The following is a 21,052-nucleotide window of genomic DNA, read 5'->3' on the forward strand; positions in this document are numbered from 1 at the left end:
ATATGAGTATCCTTGTTCCAATCATTTTAATAGTTTCATCCATCGGAATATTTTTCGGTTACATTAATCCGGCCTATACAGCGGTGACGGGCAGTTCTGATCTGACAGAAAAAAGCGTTAAGGAGTTGCAGTCGGTTGAACAAGATTATGTGGATGCTTTGAATAAAACCGCACAAATTGAAACCGTCAGGGAAGGTTTGCTCACCAAATTTAACACGCTCTCCCTTGAGAACCGAGAAAAAATTTTTAAATTATTGCCAGACCACATTGATTCGGTTCGCTTGATTATTGATACGAACAACATCGCTTCACGATACGGTATGTCGCTTTCTGATATTAAACTTTTTGCCAATAGTATTGTTGATAAAAATAATCCAGCAGGAGCCACAGGCTCGGCGCAAAATCCTAATGCCAACACCGCCAATGCTCCTCAGCAAATAGGGCCAGATAGTAGTTTGTATGATTCGGTAAAATTAGGTTTTAGCATGTCGGGGCCGTATGAAAATTTCTTACTGTTTTTGTCGGATGTTCAAAAAAGTTTGCGTATCGTTGATATTACTTCGATTGCTTTTGAAAATTCTGATACTTCTGCGCCGCCAGCTGGTTCTAAAGTTGTGCAAACTTCCGGTCCTGAAATTTATAAGTATTCAATTAATTTAAGAACTTATTTTCTAAAATAATTAGATGGAAACCTACCAACAACATAAAAAGCTTTTCCTGTTCGGAGGGATTTTCCTCGTTCTGGTTATTTTATACTGGTTGTTTTTTTCTGGTGGGGGAGATACAGCGCCGAATGTTCCCACGAGTCCTACTGGCGGGTTGGTCACAGAGGTTGCCGAAAGTTCTTCCGATCAAATTGTAGGGCGCGAACTTCTTAATTTGCTTGCCGAAATTCAAACCATCTCTTTGGACTTTTCCATTTTCGAAAATCCCGTGTTTTCGAGTTTGCAAGATTGGAGTAAGCCAATCGAGCCACAGCCGTTAGGTCAAACCCTTGGTCGGAAAAATCCTTTTTCTGATTTCAGTAGCGATGCCAGTGTGGCTGGCGCGCGAGCGGCGCAACAAGTTGCGCCGGCGAATGCTCCCACTCAGTAGAAGCGCGTGGGGAAAATAATATAAATTTACATGAGCGTTTTAGACATACTCGTTGAAAAAAAACTAATCGCTGCCTCGGACATTCCGCAAATCAAACAAGAAGTTGATAGGGCTGGAGGCAACCTTGACTCAGTGCTCGAAAAGCGCGGTATATCTCCTGCTGAAATATTGGCAAGTAAGGCAGATTACCTCGGCATTCCTTTTATGAGTCTTGATGGCGTGACCGTACCTTTCGATATTTTGAAATACGTTCCAGAAGAATCGGCGGCCTACTATAAATTTGTGCCGATTAGTTTAAAAGAGGGCGTGCTTGATGTTGGTATTGTTGATCCTGACAATATCGAAGCGCGTGACGCTCTGAATTTCATTTCTACGAAAATTGATTTGCCTTTCAAGCTTTTTATTATTTCTCAGAAAGATTTTCAACGAGTGGTTGAGTCATATAAAGGATTATCCGGTGAAGTGACGCAGGCGCTTTCTGAACTCGAAACAGAACTGACTACCGACGACGCCTTGGAGCTCGGTGAAGACAAAGGTGACGGTGAAACTCGTATTATTGAAGATGCGCCGGTTACTAAAATTGTGGCTACGATTTTGCACTACGCCACCGAAGGCGACGCGTCGGATATTCACATTGAAAATGTAGGGGATAAGGTGCGCGTTCGCTTTCGAGTGGATGGAGTTTTAAATACCAGCCTCTTGCTTCCGATCAAGGTCTATTCGGCCGTGATCGCCCGTATCAAAATACTTTCCAACATGCGTCTCGATGAAAAACGTAAACCACAAGACGGTCGTTTTTCCGCAAAAATCGAAGGCCGTAAAGTCGACTTTCGTGTTTCTTCTTTGCCTGCGTATTATGGAGAAAAAATTGTAATGCGAATTCTCGATGCTGAAAAGGGAGTCAGCCCTATTGATAAAATGGGTCTTTCCCCGAGAAATTTGAAATTGCTTCGAGATGCGATCAACAAACCGTACGGCATGATTTTGATTTCAGGTCCGACCGGTTCTGGTAAATCAAGTACGCTCTACTCGATGCTAAACGAGGTGGATCGCGAGAAAAAAAATGTGATTTCGCTCGAAGATCCAGTTGAATACAATATTGCTGGCATGAACCAATCTCAAGTGCGTCCGGAAATCGGATACACCTTTGCCAACGGGTTGCGTTCGATTTTGCGACAGGACCCCGACATTATCATGGTGGGAGAAATCCGCGATAAAGAAACGGCACTTCTCGCTGTGCAAGCGGCGCTCACGGGACATTTGGTGCTTTCCACTATTCACACTAACAATGCTGCTGGAGTAATTCCACGTTTGATTGACATGGGAGTTGATCCGTACTTGATTGCGCCGACCTTGATTCTCGCTATTGCTCAGCGATTGGTCAGTCTCATTTGTCCGGGATCAGGTAAAGAGGTTCCCATTTCAGGCAGTTTGAAAATGATGATGGATAAAGGATTTGAAGATTTACCTGCTGAGTTTAAGAAAGAGGTACCGACGAGCACTACGGTTTCTGAGTTGTGCCCAACACCCGAATGTCCAAAAGGCACGCGCGGTAGAGTGGCGGTATTTGAAATATTGCAGATGAGCGCTGCGCTTGAACAGGTGATTTTACACAATCCGACAGAACCCGAATTATTTAAAGTTGGGCGAAAGCAGGGGATGTTTACGTTGAAAGAAGACGCGTTAATTAAGGCGTTACGGCAGGAAATTCCAATGGAAGAAGTTAATAAGTTGTAATTTCAATACGAAAATACGAAAAAGGTTACGAATATACGAACTTATACAAAAACTTTTTTGCAGTCACTACGGTTTTCGTACAATTTCGTATTTTCGTTAGTCCGCATTTCGTATCGAAGGACAGGTGGAGCATTTTCGTCTATACTATAAATTTGATATACTTATAAACATGCCCGAGGATAAAAAACAAAAAGTTTTGATTATTGACGACGATGAGTTTCTTTTGAATATGTACTCGATGAAATTTAAAAAGTCGGGTTTTGAAATTGATACCGCGAAGAGCGGTAGTAGTGCGCTCAGTAAGATAAAAGAGGGTTCCAACCCTGATATTGTATTGCTTGATTTGGTAATGCCTGACATGGATGGGCTAGAACTTTTAGGGACGTTGCGTAAGGAAAAATTGCTACCGAACGCTTCGGTTATTATTTTGAGTAATCAGAATCAACAGACAGATGTCGACCGAGCGAAAAGTCTCGGTGTTGCTGGGTACATCGTTAAGGCCAGCTCTATTCCATCGGAAGTAGTGAGCGAAGTGGAACGAATTATTGCAACACCGGGCGCGAGCGTGAAAAAATAATGTAAACCAATGTCAATTGATTACAACAAAGAATTGGAGGAGCTCATTGAGTACGTCATTAAAGAAGGCGGGTCTGATTTGCATATTTCTGTAGGACGTCCACCGACTATTAGAGTGGCCGGCTCTTTAATTCCACTTGTCAAAAAGCCGAAACTGACAGAGGCCGACACCATGAGTCTTATTGAGATACTTTTAACTCCTGATAAGAGAGAACGTTTTTTGAGGGAGCATGAAGTGGATTTTTCCTATAGCTACAAAAATCGCGTCAGGTTTCGAGGTAACGGTTTTTTCCAACAAGAAAAAGTTTCGATTGCTCTGCGATTAATTCCCAAGGATATCAAAAATTTCGCTGACCTTTCTTTACCACCAATTTTGGAAACCTTTGCCCAGAGGCACCAGGGATTTTTCTTGGTTGTCGGCCCGATCGGCCAAGGAAAAACGACAACTCTCGCTTCAATGATCGAGTACATCAATACCACTCGAGCAGAACATATTATGACTATCGAAGATCCGATAGAGTATGTCTACGAAGAAAAAATGTCGATCATTGACCAGCGCGAGGTGGGCATTGATACCAAAGATTTTGCCAAGGCGCTCAGTAGTGTGTTTCGCGAAGATATAAATGTGGTGATGATTGGAGAAATGCGCGATCCGGAAACTATTTCGACCGCGGTTACCGCCGCTGAGACCGGACACTTAGTGCTTTCCACCTTGCATACCAATAACGCTTCGCAAACCATTGACCGTATTATTGACTCTTTTCCTTCTGGCCAGCAAGAGCAAATTAGAATTCAACTCGCAGGAAGTTTGACTGGAATATTTTCCCAGCGATTGATCCCTCGAATTTCTGGGGGTTTAATTCCAGCCTACGAACTTTTGATTAACAACAACGCCGTGGCCAACTTGATTCGCGAAAAACGTACTCACGAAATCGATACAATTATTGAAACGGGATTACAGCTTGGCATGATCGATATGAATCGCACCTTGGCAGATCTCGTTCGGGCAGGGGAGATTAGCAGTGAGAACGCTTTGTTGTATTCAGTAAATCCGAAGTCGTTGGAGCACCTTATGTAACGATACGAAAATACGAAATGAAAACGAAAATACGAAATCATACAAAAACTTTTCCGGTGCCATTACGGTTTTCGTTTATAATTTTGCTCACACGTTTAATAAATGCGTCAGTTTTCGTATAGTTTCGTATTTTCGTATAATAATTTCGTATCATGTTATTTAATTACCAAGCACTCGACAATCAAAGCCAGACAGTCAAAGGTTCAATTGATGCTATTTCAATTGATGTAGCGATCAGTTCTCTTCAGCATAGAGGATTTATTATTTCCTCGATTGCTCCTGCATCGGGCGGCACTGGTTTGAACATGCAGATTAACTGGTTCAATCGTATCAAGACAAAAGATATTGTGCTTCTCTCAAGGCAACTTGCCACGCTTTTTCAAGCCCAGGTTTCTGCGTTAAGAATTTTCCGGTTGATTTCGGCTGAGGCTGAAAATCCAACCCTTCAGTCTAAGCTTTTAGAAATTGCCGACGACTTGCAAGGCGGCAATTCTATTTCTAAATCGCTTTCAAAACACCCAGATGTTTTTTCTGATTTTTATGTCAACATGGTTCGTTCCGGTGAAGAGGCGGGGAAGCTCGATCAAACGTTCGAATATCTTGCTGACTATCTTGAACGCTCGTATGAAATTCTTTCCAAGGCTCGTGGCGCCTTGATATACCCGGCGTTCGTAGTTGTGGTGTTTATTTCCGTGATGGTCTTGATGCTCGTTCTTGTGATACCAAACTTAAGCGCCACCTTAATTGAGTCTGGACAGGAAATACCTGTGTACACGAAAGGTGTTATTGCTGTCAGCAATCTTTTTGTCCATTACGGTATTATTCTTTTAATTGTTGTAGTTGGGGGAGGCGTCGGTATTTGGAGGTGGGGGAAGACAAAAACTGGAGCTTTAGCCATTGACACTTTTAAATTAAAAGTTCCATACCTCGGCACTCTCTATAGCAAAATTTATTTAGCTCGTATTTCAGATAACCTAAACACATTGTTGCAGTCTGCTATACCAATTGTTAAAACCTTGGAAATTACATCCTCTGTTATCGACAACGTAGTATATAAGGCGATTTTGAGTGACACGATTGAAGGGGTCAAGGCGGGGAACTCAATTTCAGATTCCATGGGACGACACCCAGAAATTCCAGGTATCATGATCCAGATGATGAAGGTGGGAGAAGAAACCGGTGAGCTCGGATCAATTCTCAAAACCTTATCTCGCTTTTATGCCCGTGAAGTTTCTAATGCAGTCGATGCACTTGTTAGTCTCATTGAGCCAGCCATGGTGGTAGGTCTTGGATTGGGCGTCGGATTCCTCTTTGCTGCCATCCTTATCCCGATTTACAACATCTCGGCGGCGCAATAAACACATAGCATGTAACACGTAACATGGAGCATGGAACAGAAGAGTCAAATACGGAGAAAACATTCCACCAGAAGCTCCAGTTAAAAATTGATGAGTATGTCCACGGGGTGTATGCACTTAGTAAAAAATTCCCAAAGGAGGAAGCGTATGGCATAACCTCTCAGCTAAGGCGAGCAAGTCTTTCTGTCCCGCTTAATTACATTGAGGGGTATGCGCGACAGAGGGATAAGGTCTACAAAAATTTTCTTGAAATTTCCTACGGTTCCCTGAAAGAATCCTTATATCTGATTAAGTTTTCTTATGACGAAAATCTAATTTCTAAAGAACAATATGAAAAATATATTAGTCTAGGAGATGAAATAGGCGCAATGATATGGTCAATTTTGCGCAAAATCTAGTCTTCTGGCCTCTTTATCCCCCCTTGTTGCATGCTACGTGCTCCATGTTCCATGATTCAGCCCGTTATCCACACCCCTTTTCAAACTTGAAACGAAAGGAGTATAATAGACCCATAGTAAATAACAGCCACTCTGAATGTATTAAGGAGAGGGCGGTCGAGCGGTTTAAAAAAATTATTAATTATTAAAATTTTTTAACATAATGAAAAATTCAAAAGGTTTTACCCTTATCGAACTTTTGGTAGTTATCGCAATTATCGGTATCTTGTCTTCTGTTGTTTTGGTTAGCCTTAACAGTGCTCGCCAGAGAGCTAAGGATGCCGCCTTCAAAGCTGAGGCCACTGGAATAGTTCCAGGACTTGTAAGCATCTGTGATCAGGCCAACGTTGTTGTCGGTGATTTGGGTAGTCCTTCTACTTACTCGGCAGCTGCTGCTTTTGGAACAATTGTTCAGAGCTGTGGATCTTCTGGAACAGGAGTTTGGACTATGACAGTGACTGCAACCAACGGCGCCGTTTCTACTGCTGATGTTGCTGCATGTTCACAAAGTGGTTGTACATTCAGTTAGATCTTTTTCTCAAGCTAGTTTAAAAAAACAAAGCCCTTTGCCGGGCTTTGTTTTTTTAAAGCGAACGAAAAATGTTACTATGGGGAGAGGCCTTTTTGATATAACATTTACGCCTTTTGCACTGGGGATTGGCGGAGCTTGTACTTCAGCTACTATGACGCAAGGATATGTTACATATGTGGGGTGTTAACAAGTCATTAAATTAAAATTGTTACCCAATGACCCTTTCCGCTCCGTGTCGAATGTGTGGATAAGTAGATTTCACTTTTAGTGTACAATAGAGCAATTAAGAACTAATTTATTTTTTATGCAGTTACGCCAAAAAGGTTTTACTTTAATTGAGCTTCTCGTGGTTATCGCAATTATCGGTATTCTGTCTAGTGTTGTTTTAGTAAGTCTTAATAGCGCTCGCCAAAGGAGTAAAGATGCTGCATTTAAGGCAGAAGCTCGTGGTGTGGTGGCTGGAATAAATAGTATATGTAATGAGGTTTCAGTAGTGGTTGCTGATCTCAAAACGCCATCAACTTACAGTGCCGCTGCCGCTTTTGGAACCATGGTGCAGAATTGCGGTTCTTCAGGAACAGGTGTGTGGACTATGACTATAACGGCAACCAACGGGGCAGTTTCTACGGCTAATGTTGCTGCATGCTCCCAGGGTGGTTGTACTTTCAGTTAATTCTTTAAGTATCAAAGAATACTATTGTGTGAGAGGCAGGAATCTGTCTAGGGTGGTTGTTTATATTTTCTTAACTATTTATTTATGAATGATCAGACAAAAATCAAAAGCTACGGATTTACTCTCATCGAACTTTTGGTTGTGATTGCTATTGTGGGTATCTTATCTTCCGTGGTATTGATGAATTTAAATGGTGCTCGCGCAAGGTCTCGAGATGTGAAGCGTATTGCCGATGTCAAAAGCTTACAACTCGCGTTGGAATTGTATTTTGATAACAATCGTAGCTACCCCGCAACACTTTCAGTTTTGACTGCGGCGCCAACTTACATTTCCCCAGTTCCGACTCCTCCCGAAGGTGGTAGTTATGTGTATAGGCCGATTACTATCGGAGGTACTTGTAATAGCTATCATTTGGGTGCGGTTTTGGAACAAAGTACTAGTGCTGAATTACTAACTGATGCAGACCCTCCTACGGGAAGTGTTTGCAGTGGAGCTGCGGATTTCAGTGGTGTAAGTACTGACTGTGGGACTGGTTCTGGAGCGGAGAGATGTTTCGATGTTGCGCCATAAATTAAAATAGCCAATTTTGTTGAGAAAACGCCGGCTGGGCTTTGCCCAGCCGGCGTTTTCGTTTAGCGGAAAAGTTACTCACGGAGTATAATAGAGGAGTGGGTCCCGTAGTAGAAAATGGCGTTGCTGTTTGCTACAACAAGTTTTTAAAGTAACGCTAGATTGTAATTTACAAAACTTAATTTAATTTAAATTTGGTACAAGTTGCTTCACAGCAAACGACGCCATTTTTCACTACCGGATGGAAATTCTAACAACATTCCTCTTTTTTATTTTCGGCACCATTGTCGGAAGTTTTTTAAATGTTGTCATTCTCCGCTTTAACACTGGTGGGACGCTCGGAGGGAGATCCCATTGTTTTACGTGTGGCAAAGACATCGCGTGGTACGACCTCGTGCCGTTGTGGAGTTTTTTATTTTTAGGCGGCACATGTCGTTTTTGCAAAAGTAAAATTTCATTTCAGTATCCCTTAGTTGAATTTCTAGCTGGTTTAATTTTTGCCATATCTTTCTGCCAATTTTCTCCTCAAGTTTCCTTGCTCGGCCTCTACCATACTACCGACTATCTACTATTCTCTATCTCTCTCATCATCTACTCTCTCTTGATTGTTATTGCCGTATATGATTTCCGTCACCAAATTATTCCCGACCTGTTAGTTTTTTTGTTCGCGATTTTTGCCTTGCTCAAATTATTTTTAATGAACGATGTGTCTGCGTTGTTTATGTTTCCCGGACTACTCAATCTTTTAGCCGGACCACTGTTAGCCTTGCCGCTATTTCTCCTGTGGTTAGTTTCTCGTGGCAGATGGATTGGGCTTGGCGATGCCAAACTGATGCTCGGCGTTGGTTGGTTTTTAGGTTTCACTCTTGGCGCCTCGGCAATGATTATCGGTTTTTGGATAGGAGCTCTTGTTTCTGTCTTACTTCTCGGTCTCGGGAAACTTATGAAAGCCAGTTTCGGGCAATTTCTGGGTTTGAGTTTCAGCCTGAAAAATCTTACAATTAAGAGCGAAGTTCCTCTGGCGCCGTTTCTCATCCTCGGATTCTTTATAGCGGCCTTTTTCAAAATTGATGTTTTGGGATTGAGTTCAATGTTTTCTATATGAATTAAGAATTATGAATTATGAATTAAGAAAACAAAAAGATAAGTCGCGGAAGTGCTTTCCCAGGTTTTTCCATAATTCCTACTTCCTGATTCCTAATTCGCCTAAAAAGGGTTTTTCCCTGATTGAGCTTATGGTCTCAATTGCCATTTTTACGCTTTTGACAAGCATTGTGATGGTAAGCCAGCAGAAATTTGGTGGTCAGATTTTGATTACCAATCTCGCGTATGATATCGCGCTCGGTATTCGCGAAGCTCAGGTGTATGGTATCAGTGTTAAAACTACGACAGGTGGGAAGTTTGATAAAAGTTACGGTATTCATTTTAAAGATCCTAATTATTATGTTTTGTTTGTGGATAGTAGCCCGGCGAATGGAAAATATGATGGGCCAGATAGTGGCAGTGCCTGTATGGCAGGCGGGGAGTGTCTTAGTTTTTTTAGAATAGAAAAAGGGAATGCGATTACTCGACTATGTGCCGATAACGAATGTACTGACTCTGGGGCTGGCAATCAAATTTCTGGACTTGACCTTTTATTCACAAGACCTGAACCCGATCCAATGATCCATCCGTTGGATAACGCGGGCGCTCAAATGCTCGGTGCGTTTTCCACAGCTCAAGTGACGGTCGCCTCACCGCAGGGTCTCACACGAACTATTAATATTTTAAAGAGCGGTCAAGTGTCGGTAGTTAATTAATTGACATGAAACTTTCGCTGAAAAATTCAAAAGGCTTTACCCTCATAGAAATTTTGGTTTCCATCGCGCTTTTTGGTTTTGTGATGCTTGCCACTACGTCAACATTATTGAGTCTTGTTGATGCTAATCACAAAGCACAATCAACTAAAACCGCAATCGATAACCTGAGTTTGGCGCTTGAAAGTATGACGAGAAATATTAGAACTGGCACACAATATAACTATGCTGGCGGCCATCACTGTTCATCAACGTCGGGTGGAAGCACGGATGGGTATACCGGTATAAGTCTTAAAGACCAGAAAGGTAATGACCTAAGTTATTCTTGGGTTGAGGGGAGTGACGATATTAAAAAAACCCTTAACAGTAATACCTTCACTATCACCTCTCCAGAAATTACTATAGATCGTTTGTGTTTTTATATTGCGGGAACTAGCGCAACTGACGGGACCGGTGAAGAACAGCCGATTGTTTCCGTGACGATTGGCGGAGTAGTCAACAACACGATTGCCGCAGGGGCCAAGCAAAAAACGGTTTCTCGTTTTGATATTCAAACATTAGTTTCGCAGAGAGTTTTGGATATATAATTATATGACAGTGTTGCAACCAGTAAAAAAAGTTGGGAACCTTCATCATTACAAAAAGCGTAATGCCGGTTTTACCATCATTGAAACCATTGTGGCGATCGCGATACTCGCTGTGGCCGTGGTTGCGCCACTCTCTCTTGCGCAACGGAGTTTGAACGCTGATATCTATGCTCGAGATCAAGTTACCGCTTTTTATTTAGCTCAAGAAGCGGTTGAGTATGTTAGAAATATCAGAGATGGTAATGGTTTAAGTGTCACCCCCTTAACCGGCTGGCTCGATGGGCTCAATGAGTGCACAGGAAATAATTATTGTGGTATTGATCCTTCTAATCGCGAGCCACCGAGTCGCATCATCGCCTGTGATCACTTGAGCAACAATGATGGCTGTCAATTAGTTTTTGATTCATCATTAAAAATATACAGAGCAATGGTAGGAGGCGAGACAGCAAGCAGTCTTTTTCGCAGGGAGCTTCAAATACGACCAGTCGGTAGCCTTTTGCCAAATGACGCGGCTGATATTATTTCGACTGTGACGTGGCAGGTTGGGAGTATTACAAAAACCCTTGTAATTAATGCTAGAATTTTTAATTGGTATCAGTCGTCGTAAAAAACACGGAACATGGAGCACAGAACACAGAACAGAAAAAAAGAAGGAAAGAGCCGCGCGCTTTGCGCGCGGCCTTTTCCCCATGCTGCATGCTCCATGATTCATGCTCCATGCCAAAAGGGTTTCGCCCTCTTGTTCGCCGTGCTCGCCTCAAGCGTTTTTCTCTCAATCGGTATCGCCATCTGGAATATTTCTTTGCGCCAGGTTCTTTTTTCTTCTTTCGGTCGGGAATCACAAGTGGCTTTTTACGCCGCTGATGCTGGCATTGAGTGTGCACTGTTTTATGACACTAAACATGATTATTTTAATCCCGATGATCCTGCTACTGTAATGAATTGTGGTGGAGGAGATGTGATGATTGATCCAGATGCCAATCCCGTTTTTACCATATCGGATATTAGGCTCACGGATTCTGATACAGGTCCCTGTGTCGATGTGACAGTTACGAAAGATCTCATCACCACGGTGGAAGCTCGAGGGCATAATACTTGCGACACTTTAAGTCCGACACGAGTAGAGCGCGGGTTGAGAGTAACCTACTAATCCCCATGGCTCGCATTCCAGAAGGCATTGTGAAAAGACTCGAAAAGCTTCGAGCGACGATTGAAAAAGAACGCTACGCGTATCACGTTCTTGATAAACCCGAAATGTCAGAAGCGGCGCTCGACTCGTTGAAGCACGAACTTGTGCAAATTGAAACAGAATATCCGGAACTTATTACTCCTGATTCTCCTTCGCAAAGAGTGGCGGGGAAGCCCTTGCCGCAATTTACCAAAGTGCGTCACACGGTACCGCAGTGGTCGTACAACGACGCTTTTAGTCCTGAGGAGATGGTTTTGTTTGATGAGCGGGTGAAGCGTTTTTTAAAAACGGAAACCAAAAAGGACATTTCTCCAACCTACACCTGCGAACATAAAATCGATGGTTTAAAAATTGTGCTTGAATATAAAAAAGGACTACTTTTCCGAGCAGCTACGCGAGGAGACGGTACTATCGGTGAGGACGTTACGGAAAATGTTAAAACTATTGAATCGGTGCCACTTCGACTCACCGAGTCAGTGGATATTATTGTTGAAGGTGAAGTGTGGATGGCCAAAAGCCAATTGAAAATTTTGAATGATGCGCGGAAAATTGCGGGCGAAGAGCCGTTCGCCAACCCAAGAAATTTGGCTGCTGGTTCTATTCGCCAGCTCGATCCTGCTGTGGCGGCGTCTCGAAAATTACAGACATTTATTTATGACGTTGCACAGTACGAGAAAAAATTACCCGACGGTCAGTCGGCAGAATTGGAATTATTGAAGCGCTTGGGTTTTAAAGTAAATCCATATTACAAACATTGTAAAAATATCTCTGAAGTGGTGGCCTACTGGATGGAATGGCAAAAAAAGATGAACAAAGAGGATTATTTGGCTGATGGGGTGGTGGTGAAAATTGATGAACGGATCTACCAGGAAGCACTGGGCTACACCGGCAAAGCGCCGCGATGGGGAATTGCCTTTAAATTTGCTGCAGAGCAAGTGACAACCATCGTAGAAGACATTGTACTGCAGGTTGGGCGAACGGGAGTTTTGACGCCGGTAGCTCATTTAAAACCTGCGACGGTGGCGGGTTCCTTAGTTTCGCGAGCCACGCTTCACAATGAAGACGAAATCAAACGACTCGATGTCAGAATCGGAGATACAGTAATTCTACAAAAAGCCGGGGATGTTATTCCCGACATTGTTTCCGTAGTTACAGATTTACGGACTGGGAAAGAAAAACCTTTCAAATGGCCGACCCATGTCGAGGCGTGTGGAGGAGACGGTAGTATCGAAAGAATTCCAGGAGAATCTGCATGGCGCTGTGTTAATAAAAACTCCTTCCCTCAGGTTAAGCGAAAATTTTATCATTTCGTTTCAAAAAAATGTTTCAATATGGATGGGCTTGGTCCTAAAATAATTGACGTGCTTTTAGAAAATAATTTAATCGCCACCTTCGATGATATTTTTAAATTGAAGCGCACTGACCTTTTGGCGCTGCCGCGATTTGCTGAAAAATCAGTCGATAATTTGCTTGAAACAATAGAACATTCACGAAAGGTGACCCTGCCGAGATTTTTGGCGTCACTTTCGATTCCGCAGGTTGGTGAAGAAACCGCCTATGACTTAGCCAATCATTTTTTCAGTCTAAAGGCAGTTTCAAAAGCCACATTTTCTGAGCTTGAAGTCATCAATGGTGTTGGGCCAGTTGTCGCGCAGTCTTTGGTGGATTGGTTTAAAGAAAAAAATAATCGCGCGCTAATCAGTAGATTAGAGTCCCAGGTAGTTATTGAAAAAGTGGTAAAGCCTGACGTTTCAAAATTGCCGCTTTCTGGAAAATCTTTTGTCTTGACTGGAACACTCGCCTCAATGAGTCGTGATGAAGCGGGGCAAAAAATCCGCGCGCTTGGAGGAGAGGTTTCAAGTTCGGTCTCAAAAGCTACCAGTTTCTTGGTCGCAGGGGAAAGCGCTGGTTCGAAATTGGATAAAGCTCAAACTCTCGGTGTTTCAGTTTTGAGCGAGGAACAGTTTTTGAAAATGTTAAAATAATTATTAAAAACTCATTTGTTGAACCCGGTATTCAGACAGAGGGATTACGCGGCCGTCCTTTTTTAGTTCAATATTATTCCATAATACAAACATTTCGTCTGTTGGATAGGATTTAGCGGCACTTTCTCCTGGTGCACCAGTCCACGGATCAAAATTATTAAAATCTTGTGTAAAAATTGACGCTAAACTAATTTTTTTACCATCGTTGGCAACAAGATATAGTTCTACATTTTCTGATCCAACGTCTTTTTTAGACTCTAAGATTGAATATGTATTTAAGTCTATGCTCGTGATAAGAGAACCATCTAATTTACAGCACTCGAGAATACGATTATTATCCTTAGAAAAATAACCATTTCTAAAATAACCGTATGTATTCAAAATTTTTGATCTGATCAAAAATCCAACATACGCGATGACGACAACAGAACCAATAAACCCGTAATAAACGGCCGGTAGAATAAACAGTAATGCTAGGATACCCCGCAAAGTTTCATTCATTAATCCGCCCAACCATCCGCCAAAAGCAGCACTCAGAACAACAAGAAGGCAAAATAATATTAAACAAACTATTGAAATAAAAGTAAGGATAACAGCACATACTACTGTTTTTAAAGTTGTTGTTCTTTGGGCAATATAAACCGTGTTGTTATTTCGAGTGTCAAAATTTAGGGACAACATACTTTATAATACTATCACGAAAATAAGGTAAAGAAATTATATTAACCAATTTTTGGTTTTGTGTTACCATTGAGCCATGATCAGCATTAAAGAAATTGAAAAATTGGCTGAGTTGAGCCGGCTTCAGTTGTCAGAAGAGGAAAAACAAGCTTTTCAGAAAGACCTCGAATCTATTTTGGGGTACATAGATCAGATTCAGAAAGTTTCCGCTGATTTGTCGAGCGAAAAAAAAGCTGGCGTCATTCACAATGTGTTACGCGATGACACTGCTCCGTATGCGAGTGGCATGTATACCGAAATTTTGATTTCCGCCGCACCAAAAAGGGAAAGTAACTATCTCAAAGTAAAGAAGATACTTTGAGATAAATTCGAAGCACTAAGCACGAAATTCGAAACAAACCTTTAAATTTCAATGTTTAAAATTTCAAAAATTAGAACTTAGATATTGTTTCGAATTTCGATATTCGTATTTCGTGCTTAACATTTGTTTCATATGATCGATTTAAAAAATCTTACAATCACCAAAGCTCACAACTCCTTGATGAAAGGAGAATTTACTGCTGTGGAATTAGCGACCGCTTACCTCGAAGAAATTACTTTAAAAAATAAGGAGCTCAACGCCTACATCGAAGTCTATGGCGATGTTTTGTCCCAGGCTGAGGCCGCGGATAAAAAAATTAAAGATGGTAGCGCTACTACTTTGACAGGAATTCCAATTGCGCTTAAAGATAATATTTTAATTCAGGGCAAACATGCGAGCGCGTCTTCAGGCATTTTGGAAAATTATGTAGCAAGTTACGATGCGACAGTTATCACCAAATTAAAAGCGGCCGGCGCGGTATTTTTGGGACGAACCAATATGGATGATGCCGCCATGGGTAGTTCAACGGAAACTTCTTTTTATGGAACCTCGCGAAATCCTCACGACACTTCGCGCGTGCCAGGAGGTTCAAGTGGTGGCTCGGCAGCGGTGGTTGCCGCTAATTTGGCACTCGTGGCTTTAGGGTCAGACACGGGCGGTTCGATTCGCCAGCCAGCCGCTTTTTGCGGTTTGGTGGGACTTAAGCCAACCTACGGATCAGTTTCAAGAAGTGGTTTGATCGCTATGGCTTCGTCACTCGATGTCATTGGTCCAATTACTAAAAATGTTGAGGATGCAAAAATACTTTTTGATTGTATCAAGGGAAAAGATTCTCTAGACAGCACTTCATGGGATTTACCAAAATTGCCAGACATTTCAAAAGCTGGAAAGAAATTTGTTATCGGTGTGCCGAGAGCCTTTACCGAAAGTGAGGGCATTGATCAAAGTGTGACGGATAATTTCAAAGTCTCAATTGAAAAATTAAAAAGTCTTGGGCATACCATTACAGATATCGTTCTGCCAAATATTGCTGCTTCACTCGCGGTCTATTATGTGTTGATGCCCGCTGAAGCTTCAACCAATCTTTCGCGTTTTGATGGTATTAAATACGGCTTGTATATTCCCGGAAATAATTTACTCGAGGACTACAAACTTTCAAGAGGTAAGGGCTTCGGTCGCGAAGTGCGTCGCAGAATTTTGCTCGGCGCCTACGTGCTTTCTTCCGGATACTACGATGCGTACTACAATAAGGCGATTGCGGTGCGAGATGTCATCACTCGAGATTTTGAAAAAGCCTTTGAAGAAGTTGATTTTGTTGTGACGCCAACCACCCCCTCATATGCGTTTAAAATCGGTGAAAAATCGAGCGACCCACTCTCAATGTATCTTGCGGATATTTTTACCGTGAGCGCCAACATCGCCAGTATCCCTGCTATTTCCGTACCGTCGGGTTTTGTTGAAGTTTCTGGTAAAAAATTGCCGCTGGGCTTTCAGTTCATGGCCAAAGCAGGTGAGGAATCTTCACTTTTTTCAATCTGCAGTGATTTTTGTGGAGAATAATTTTAAGTTTAAAAATATATGTCATCAGAAGTAAATTTTTCACTAACCGGCCTCTATCAGCTAATCTACAATCTTTTATCTGGAAAATATTTTGCCGATGGTGGCACGTTGCTGTCACTGTTCCACTCATTTCTAATTTTTATTCGCCCATTTTCTATTTTGTTGACCCTGCTTTTTTTGACCGGAATTATTTATTGCATCATTCGCACGGGAGAGGTGCTTAATGAAATTAAACACGGAAGCGGTCACGGACACGGAGCTGCTCACGGAGGAGGACACGCTCACGCCGCTCCAAGCGCCGCCGCGCATCACGACCATAGTTCAGAAAATAAGGAAAATCCTCGTTGGGAAAAAATTACTCACCATATCAATTCCACCAATCCAAGCGACTGGCGGTTGGCCATTCTTGAGTGCGACATTATTCTCGACGAAATGCTGACCAAGATGGGATATCATGGAGATACTTTGGCTGATAGGTTGAAGGGGGTAGAGAAAAGTGATTTCCTCACAATCGATCAGGCGTGGGAGGCGCACCGGGTTCGAAATGCTATTGCGCACGATGGTAGTAATTTCCAAATTACGGATAGGGAGGCGAAAAGGGTTGTTGGATTGTATGAGATGGTGTTCAAAGAATTTAAGTATATCTAATATTTCAATACGAAAATACGAATTATATATACGAACATACGAAATAATACGAAAACTATTCTGGTGTTACTGAAATTTTCGTATCGTTTCGTATTTTCGTTAGTCCGCATTTCGTATCGAAGGACGAGACCAAAAAAGTTGATTTTTTAATGGGGAAGTGTATACTGTGGCCTTATGAAAACGCCGATTATATTAGAAGTTTCTCCACGACAACCAAAGGAAAAATTGGCTGATCTTCGCAGTTCTGGCAAGATGCCAGCGGTTTATTATGGAAAAAAGCAGGCCTCAACTCCTGTATCTGTTTCTTTGGTGGAATTTATGAAAGTTTTTAAAAAAGCTGGAGAGTCAACTGTTGTGACTTTGAAAACCAAGGAAGGCGAACTCGATTCTCTCATCTATGATGTCGATCGCGATCCATTATCTGACAGCCCACGACATGCTGATTTTTACGTATTCGAAAAGGGTCAGAAAATTAAAATTAAAATTCCTCTTGAGTTTACCGGAGTGGCTCCTGCAGTCAAAGATCTCGGTGGAGTTTTGGTGAAAGTGCTTCGTGAAATAGAAATTGAAGCGTCTCCAAAAGATTTACCATCAGTGCTTCATGTTGATGTGAGCACTCTTGTTAATTTTGAAAGTCAGGCATTGGCCAAAGATATCATTCTTCCAGAAGGTGTAGTTCTCGTTGAGAAACCGGAAGAAGTGGTGGCTTCTGTCTACGAACCAAAAGAAGAAGTGGTGGAGGTTGCTCCAGTCGATCTCTCGAAGATTGAAGTGGTAGCTAAAGGAAAAGAAGTGAAGGAGGGTGAAGAAGGTGCAGAGGCCGCTGCCGCTCCAGAAAAAGCTCCTGAAAAAAAGGCTGATAAAAAGTAACTTTACATTTAGAATCTTAAGAAAAAACCCATCCGATTCGCCGCGGCGAATCGGATGGGTTTTTTTCGATACAAGCTTCATCTCAACTTTTGTAGTAGAATTAAGCTATGCCTAGATAGGAGGTTGGCGTTTTTCATGGCTAAAAATTTAAAAATCATCATCTTTTTGAGTCTTTTTGTGAGCGTTTTAATGCTCGGCCATTTTACGTGGGCCCAAACTGCTACTGACGACGCTGTGGCCAAACGCCAGGCCGCGCTTCAAGCAGAGTTGGATAAAACCCAAAAAGATATTGACTACTGGGCAAATATTTTGGCCGGCAAGCAAAAAGAAACCGCCTCAATTTCCCGAGATATTTCTATATTAAATGCAAAAATTGCCGAGGCTAACGCGCTCATTAAAAAGAAAAATATTATAGCTCAGCAACTCGGGAAGGATATAACCGCGAAAGTTGCCACCATTGAAACACTCGATCAAAAAATGGAAAGGCAGAAGTCTGCTTTAGCAGAACTTATCCGAAAAACCAATGAGGTCGAGAGCTATTCAGTGGGTGAGCTGGTGTTGAGTGGCAAACCGCTTTCCGATTTTTTTGTGGACTTGGAAGCTTCTGGTTTTATTACCGAATCACTCAATTCTGCACTCGCGCTTGTGCGTGAGACTCGTATTGAAACAGAAGCGGAGAAAGAGGATTTGAGTAAAAAACAAGCGGCGGAAATTGACGCGCGTAAAGCGGCAGAAGCCGAGCAGAGATTGGTGAAGAAAAACGAAGAGCAAAAAAAACAACTGTTGGCTGTTAACAAAAATCAAGAAAAAGCCTACCAGAGTATTTTATCTGAACGGCAAAAAGCGGCGGCAAAAATTAGGTCAGCGTTGTTTGCACTTCGTGATAGTGCCTCGATTCCTTTCGGCACAGCCTATAACTATGCGTTGGAAGTTCAAAAAGTAACCGGCGTGCGCCCAGCATTTTTGCTCGCCATTCTAACTCAAGAAACTAATCTTGGTGAAAACGTTGGGCAGTGCCTCGTTACCAATTTGGTTACTGGAGATGGCGTCGGTAAAAATACAGGAACAGTTTTTAAAGGCATCATGAAGCCGACCAGAGACTTAGCGCCGTTTATTAATTTGGCCAGTCGTCTTGGTTTTGATCCTGCTTCTCAGCCAGTATCTTGTCCTCAGGGCGGAGGGTACGGCGGAGCTATGGGGCCTTCACAATTTATTCCTTCGACATGGGTTGGATACGAAAAAAGAATTGCTGCAGCGACTGGTGTGGCAATTCCAAATCCGTGGATAGCTCACGATGCGTTTTTTGCTTCAGCTTTGTATTTGGCTGATCTGGGTGCTGGAGCAGGGGGCTATTCAGCTGAATCTGCCGCTGCGGCAAAATATTATGCAGGAAGTAATTGGAAAAAAACTGCCGGGCAAAATTATGCTTCGAGCGTCATGGGACACGCTCAAAATATTCAGGAGAATATGATTGATCCGTTGCAGAATCTTTAGGATAGATTTAAGATTCACGATTCAAGATTTAAGAATGGGAAAAGAAAAAAGCGGCGCGCATAAGCGTAACCCTTATGCGCGCCGCAGTTGCTCTCATGCTGAAAGTTGTCGTTCAAGTTCTGCAATAAGAAGCCGACTGTCTTCGCCCAGGTCCGGTGAGTAGACTTCGACATCCAACCCAGTTTGGGAAGGTGTGGTGGCAGATTCAGCAGGATGTTCCAGCGAGGTTTTGAGAGCCCAAAAGCTGATGTTTCCCCTTACCCAATTCCTCACTGCGTTCGGGTTGGATTTTATGTCCTGTTTTAGTTTTTCCTTACTCTCGGCTCGTGAATTGCCGAGGATTCGGGTGGCGGTCAACTCGATGGCTTTTGTGGTCATTTCTTTGTTATTTCCAAGGTTTTTCTAAAGCCGATACTAAGCTTTTCCCTACATTTGTCAATTTTAAGTCTTTCTGCTAGACTGCTCCTATCCGTAATTCACATCTATATGAAAAAAGACACCCACCCACAATATTTTGCAAAAGCTACTGTTACCTGCGCCTGCGGTAACGTTTTTCACATTGGCTCTACTAAAGAGAAGATTGATGTTGAAATCTGCAGTGCTTGCCACCCTTTTTATACTGGAAACGATAAGGTTATCGATACCGCCGGTCGCGTTGAACGATTCAAATCTCGCGCCGCTAAAGTTGCAACAAAGGTTAGCAAAAAGACGAAGTAGCTTCTCCGGCTATACGAAAGGGGTACGAAAATACGAAAAAATACGAAAGCTTTTTTGGTACCATCACGGTTTTCGTATAGTTTCGTATTTTCGTAATTTACTTTCGTATATGGATTTAGAACCCTATAAAAAAAATCAAAAGACTAGCTATCTGGCAGAACGGTATGAAGCTCTCGTTAAGGAAGAACAAGAGCTTTTAAAAATGGCTGAAAAAGACCCTGGGTTAAAAGAATTGACCGAAGAAGAACTTTCGGCTATTCGTGCTGAACAAAAAATTCTGGCCGATCAAATGCAGAAAAATCTGGCTGAAGATGAGGTCGAGGAGGAATTTCCAAGAGAAGCCATTCTTGAAGTTCGAGCTGGGGCTGGTGGGGAGGAAGCCGCACTTTTTGCCGAAGAGCTTGCCATCATGTACAAAAAGTACGCCGAGACCGTTGGTTGGTCTTGGAAAACGGTTTCTCAATCGGAAAGTTCTCTTGGTGGTTACAAAGAAGCCACATTTGAAATTTCTGGAGATGATGTGTATAAAAAATTACGTTTTGAAACCGGAGTTCATCGAATTCAGCGGGTTCCAGCTACGGAAAAAATTGGCCGCGTGCATACCTCAACCGCTTCGGTGGCGGTTCTCCCAATTCGTAAAAAAGTTTCATTTGAGATCAACCCGGTTGATTTGGAAATGGAATTTTCGCGTTCAGGTGGAGCCGGCGGACAAAATGTTAACAAGGTGGAAACAGCAGTGCGCCTCATTCACAAGCCTACCGGACTTGATGTGCGTTCAACGTCCGAAAGAAGTCAGGTGAAAAACCGAGAAAAGGCTTTGGCGATTTTGTCGGCCAAAATTTTGGCGCTGAAAGAGGAGGAGGAAGCCAAAAAATACGCCGGTGTGCGTAAAAATCAAATCGGTACCGGCGATCGTTCCGAAAAAATCAGAACCTACAACGTTTTACAGGATCGCGTAACCGATCACCGAATTAAAGAATCATGGCACAATATTGCCGGAATTTTCGAGGGAAATATTGGTGCGATTATCGAAGCTCTTTCCGCAGAGGCAGAAAAAAACTCAAATTAAAATATTATTCGCCATAAGGCGTGCCCACTCCTCGTAGGA

25 protein-coding genes are annotated in these 21,052 nt (G+C 42.4%); 23 read left to right on the forward strand and 2 right to left on the reverse strand.

Features of this window, described 5'->3' with window-relative positions; genetic code table 11:
- The first annotated feature begins 2 nt into the window (after positions 1 to 2).
- The 16 genes from V4467_02500 to ligA all read left to right on the forward strand — a co-directional run bounded on the left by V4467_02500 (position 3) and on the right by ligA (position 13,613).
- On the forward strand, positions 3 to 680 hold the full coding sequence (locus V4467_02500) for a hypothetical protein (GenBank protein ID MES2087841.1): 678 nt from the start codon (positions 3 to 5) through the stop codon (positions 678 to 680).
- 4 nt (positions 681 to 684) lie between these two features.
- Positions 685 to 1,095 (forward strand): hypothetical protein, encoded by a 411-nt coding sequence (locus tag V4467_02505; protein ID MES2087842.1) that lies wholly within the window; start codon positions 685 to 687, stop codon positions 1,093 to 1,095.
- 30 nt (positions 1,096 to 1,125) lie between these two features.
- Positions 1,126 to 2,832: a GspE/PulE family protein gene (locus V4467_02510; protein MES2087843.1), complete on the forward strand. Its 1,707-nt coding sequence runs from the start codon at positions 1,126 to 1,128 to the stop codon at positions 2,830 to 2,832.
- A gap of 169 nt (positions 2,833 to 3,001) precedes the next feature.
- The gene (locus V4467_02515; protein MES2087844.1) at positions 3,002 to 3,409 is read left to right on the forward strand and encodes a response regulator; all 408 of its coding nucleotides are present in this window, start codon (positions 3,002 to 3,004) and stop codon (positions 3,407 to 3,409) included.
- 9 nt (positions 3,410 to 3,418) lie between these two features.
- On the forward strand, positions 3,419 to 4,486 hold the full coding sequence (locus V4467_02520; GenBank protein ID MES2087845.1) for a type IV pilus twitching motility protein PilT: 1,068 nt from the start codon (positions 3,419 to 3,421) through the stop codon (positions 4,484 to 4,486).
- 152 nt (positions 4,487 to 4,638) lie between these two features.
- Positions 4,639 to 5,844 (forward strand): type II secretion system F family protein, encoded by a 1,206-nt coding sequence (locus tag V4467_02525; GenBank protein ID MES2087846.1) that lies wholly within the window; start codon positions 4,639 to 4,641, stop codon positions 5,842 to 5,844.
- Positions 5,845 to 5,867: 23 nt separating this feature from the next.
- On the forward strand, positions 5,868 to 6,242 hold the full coding sequence (locus V4467_02530; protein ID MES2087847.1) for a four helix bundle protein: 375 nt from the start codon (positions 5,868 to 5,870) through the stop codon (positions 6,240 to 6,242).
- A 202-nt stretch (positions 6,243 to 6,444) separates the two neighbouring features.
- Complete coding sequence (locus V4467_02535; GenBank protein ID MES2087848.1) at positions 6,445 to 6,810, forward strand: type II secretion system protein; 366 nt, start codon at positions 6,445 to 6,447, stop codon at positions 6,808 to 6,810.
- Positions 6,811 to 7,117: 307 nt separating this feature from the next.
- Positions 7,118 to 7,486 (forward strand): type II secretion system protein, encoded by a 369-nt coding sequence (locus tag V4467_02540; protein ID MES2087849.1) that lies wholly within the window; start codon positions 7,118 to 7,120, stop codon positions 7,484 to 7,486.
- Positions 7,487 to 7,570: 84 nt separating this feature from the next.
- The gene (locus tag V4467_02545) at positions 7,571 to 8,056 is read left to right on the forward strand and encodes a prepilin-type N-terminal cleavage/methylation domain-containing protein (protein MES2087850.1); all 486 of its coding nucleotides are present in this window, start codon (positions 7,571 to 7,573) and stop codon (positions 8,054 to 8,056) included.
- A 241-nt stretch (positions 8,057 to 8,297) separates the two neighbouring features.
- The gene (locus V4467_02550) at positions 8,298 to 9,161 is read left to right on the forward strand and encodes a prepilin peptidase (protein ID MES2087851.1); all 864 of its coding nucleotides are present in this window, start codon (positions 8,298 to 8,300) and stop codon (positions 9,159 to 9,161) included.
- A gap of 10 nt (positions 9,162 to 9,171) precedes the next feature.
- Positions 9,172 to 9,855: a prepilin-type N-terminal cleavage/methylation domain-containing protein gene (locus V4467_02555; GenBank protein MES2087852.1), complete on the forward strand. Its 684-nt coding sequence runs from the start codon at positions 9,172 to 9,174 to the stop codon at positions 9,853 to 9,855.
- 5 nt (positions 9,856 to 9,860) lie between these two features.
- Positions 9,861 to 10,439 carry a type II secretion system protein gene (locus V4467_02560; GenBank protein ID MES2087853.1) on the forward strand — a complete coding sequence of 193 codons (579 nt, stop codon included), beginning with the start codon at positions 9,861 to 9,863 and terminating at the stop codon, positions 10,437 to 10,439.
- A gap of 4 nt (positions 10,440 to 10,443) precedes the next feature.
- Entirely contained in the window at positions 10,444 to 11,046 is a 603-nt protein-coding gene (locus tag V4467_02565) for a prepilin-type N-terminal cleavage/methylation domain-containing protein (GenBank protein MES2087854.1), read from the forward strand.
- Between the two features lie 12 nt (positions 11,047 to 11,058).
- A complete protein-coding gene (locus tag V4467_02570; GenBank protein MES2087855.1) occupies positions 11,059 to 11,589 on the forward strand; it encodes a pilus assembly PilX N-terminal domain-containing protein in 531 nt (176 codons plus the stop codon).
- A 5-nt stretch (positions 11,590 to 11,594) separates the two neighbouring features.
- Positions 11,595 to 13,613 (forward strand): NAD-dependent DNA ligase LigA, encoded by a 2,019-nt coding sequence (ligA, locus tag V4467_02575; GenBank protein MES2087856.1) that lies wholly within the window; start codon positions 11,595 to 11,597, stop codon positions 13,611 to 13,613.
- 3 nt (positions 13,614 to 13,616) lie between these two features.
- Here the strand turns inward: ligA and V4467_02580 are convergent, their stop codons facing one another.
- Positions 13,617 to 14,294: a hypothetical protein gene (locus V4467_02580; GenBank protein MES2087857.1), complete on the reverse strand. Its 678-nt coding sequence runs from the start codon at positions 14,292 to 14,294 to the stop codon at positions 13,617 to 13,619.
- 76 nt (positions 14,295 to 14,370) lie between these two features.
- Here V4467_02580 and gatC point away from each other — a divergent pair, with 76 nt between their 5' ends.
- The 5 genes from gatC to V4467_02605 all read left to right on the forward strand — a co-directional run bounded on the left by gatC (position 14,371) and on the right by V4467_02605 (position 19,227).
- Positions 14,371 to 14,655: an Asp-tRNA(Asn)/Glu-tRNA(Gln) amidotransferase subunit GatC gene (gatC, locus tag V4467_02585; protein MES2087858.1), complete on the forward strand. Its 285-nt coding sequence runs from the start codon at positions 14,371 to 14,373 to the stop codon at positions 14,653 to 14,655.
- 132 nt (positions 14,656 to 14,787) lie between these two features.
- On the forward strand, positions 14,788 to 16,215 hold the full coding sequence (gatA, locus tag V4467_02590; protein MES2087859.1) for an Asp-tRNA(Asn)/Glu-tRNA(Gln) amidotransferase subunit GatA: 1,428 nt from the start codon (positions 14,788 to 14,790) through the stop codon (positions 16,213 to 16,215).
- A gap of 18 nt (positions 16,216 to 16,233) precedes the next feature.
- Positions 16,234 to 16,863 (forward strand): hypothetical protein, encoded by a 630-nt coding sequence (locus V4467_02595; GenBank protein ID MES2087860.1) that lies wholly within the window; start codon positions 16,234 to 16,236, stop codon positions 16,861 to 16,863.
- Between the two features lie 174 nt (positions 16,864 to 17,037).
- The gene (locus V4467_02600) at positions 17,038 to 17,733 is read left to right on the forward strand and encodes a 50S ribosomal protein L25 (protein ID MES2087861.1); all 696 of its coding nucleotides are present in this window, start codon (positions 17,038 to 17,040) and stop codon (positions 17,731 to 17,733) included.
- A 135-nt stretch (positions 17,734 to 17,868) separates the two neighbouring features.
- A complete protein-coding gene (locus V4467_02605) occupies positions 17,869 to 19,227 on the forward strand; it encodes a lytic murein transglycosylase (GenBank protein ID MES2087862.1) in 1,359 nt (452 codons plus the stop codon).
- A 93-nt stretch (positions 19,228 to 19,320) separates the two neighbouring features.
- Here V4467_02605 and V4467_02610 read toward each other — a convergent pair whose 3' ends face one another.
- The gene (locus V4467_02610) at positions 19,321 to 19,605 is read right to left on the reverse strand and encodes a hypothetical protein (GenBank protein MES2087863.1); all 285 of its coding nucleotides are present in this window, start codon (positions 19,603 to 19,605) and stop codon (positions 19,321 to 19,323) included.
- A 108-nt stretch (positions 19,606 to 19,713) separates the two neighbouring features.
- Between V4467_02610 and rpmE the strand changes: the two genes are divergently transcribed.
- The gene (gene rpmE / locus V4467_02615) at positions 19,714 to 19,944 is read left to right on the forward strand and encodes a 50S ribosomal protein L31 (protein ID MES2087864.1); all 231 of its coding nucleotides are present in this window, start codon (positions 19,714 to 19,716) and stop codon (positions 19,942 to 19,944) included.
- 109 nt (positions 19,945 to 20,053) lie between these two features.
- The gene (locus V4467_02620) at positions 20,054 to 21,013 is read left to right on the forward strand and encodes a PCRF domain-containing protein (GenBank protein MES2087865.1); all 960 of its coding nucleotides are present in this window, start codon (positions 20,054 to 20,056) and stop codon (positions 21,011 to 21,013) included.
- Positions 21,014 to 21,052 lie beyond the last annotated feature (39 nt).

It is taken from the genome of Patescibacteria group bacterium (assembly GCA_040390045.1).
Taxonomy (GTDB): Bacteria; Patescibacteriota; Minisyncoccia; order Phycocordibacterales; family SIBU01; genus SIBU01.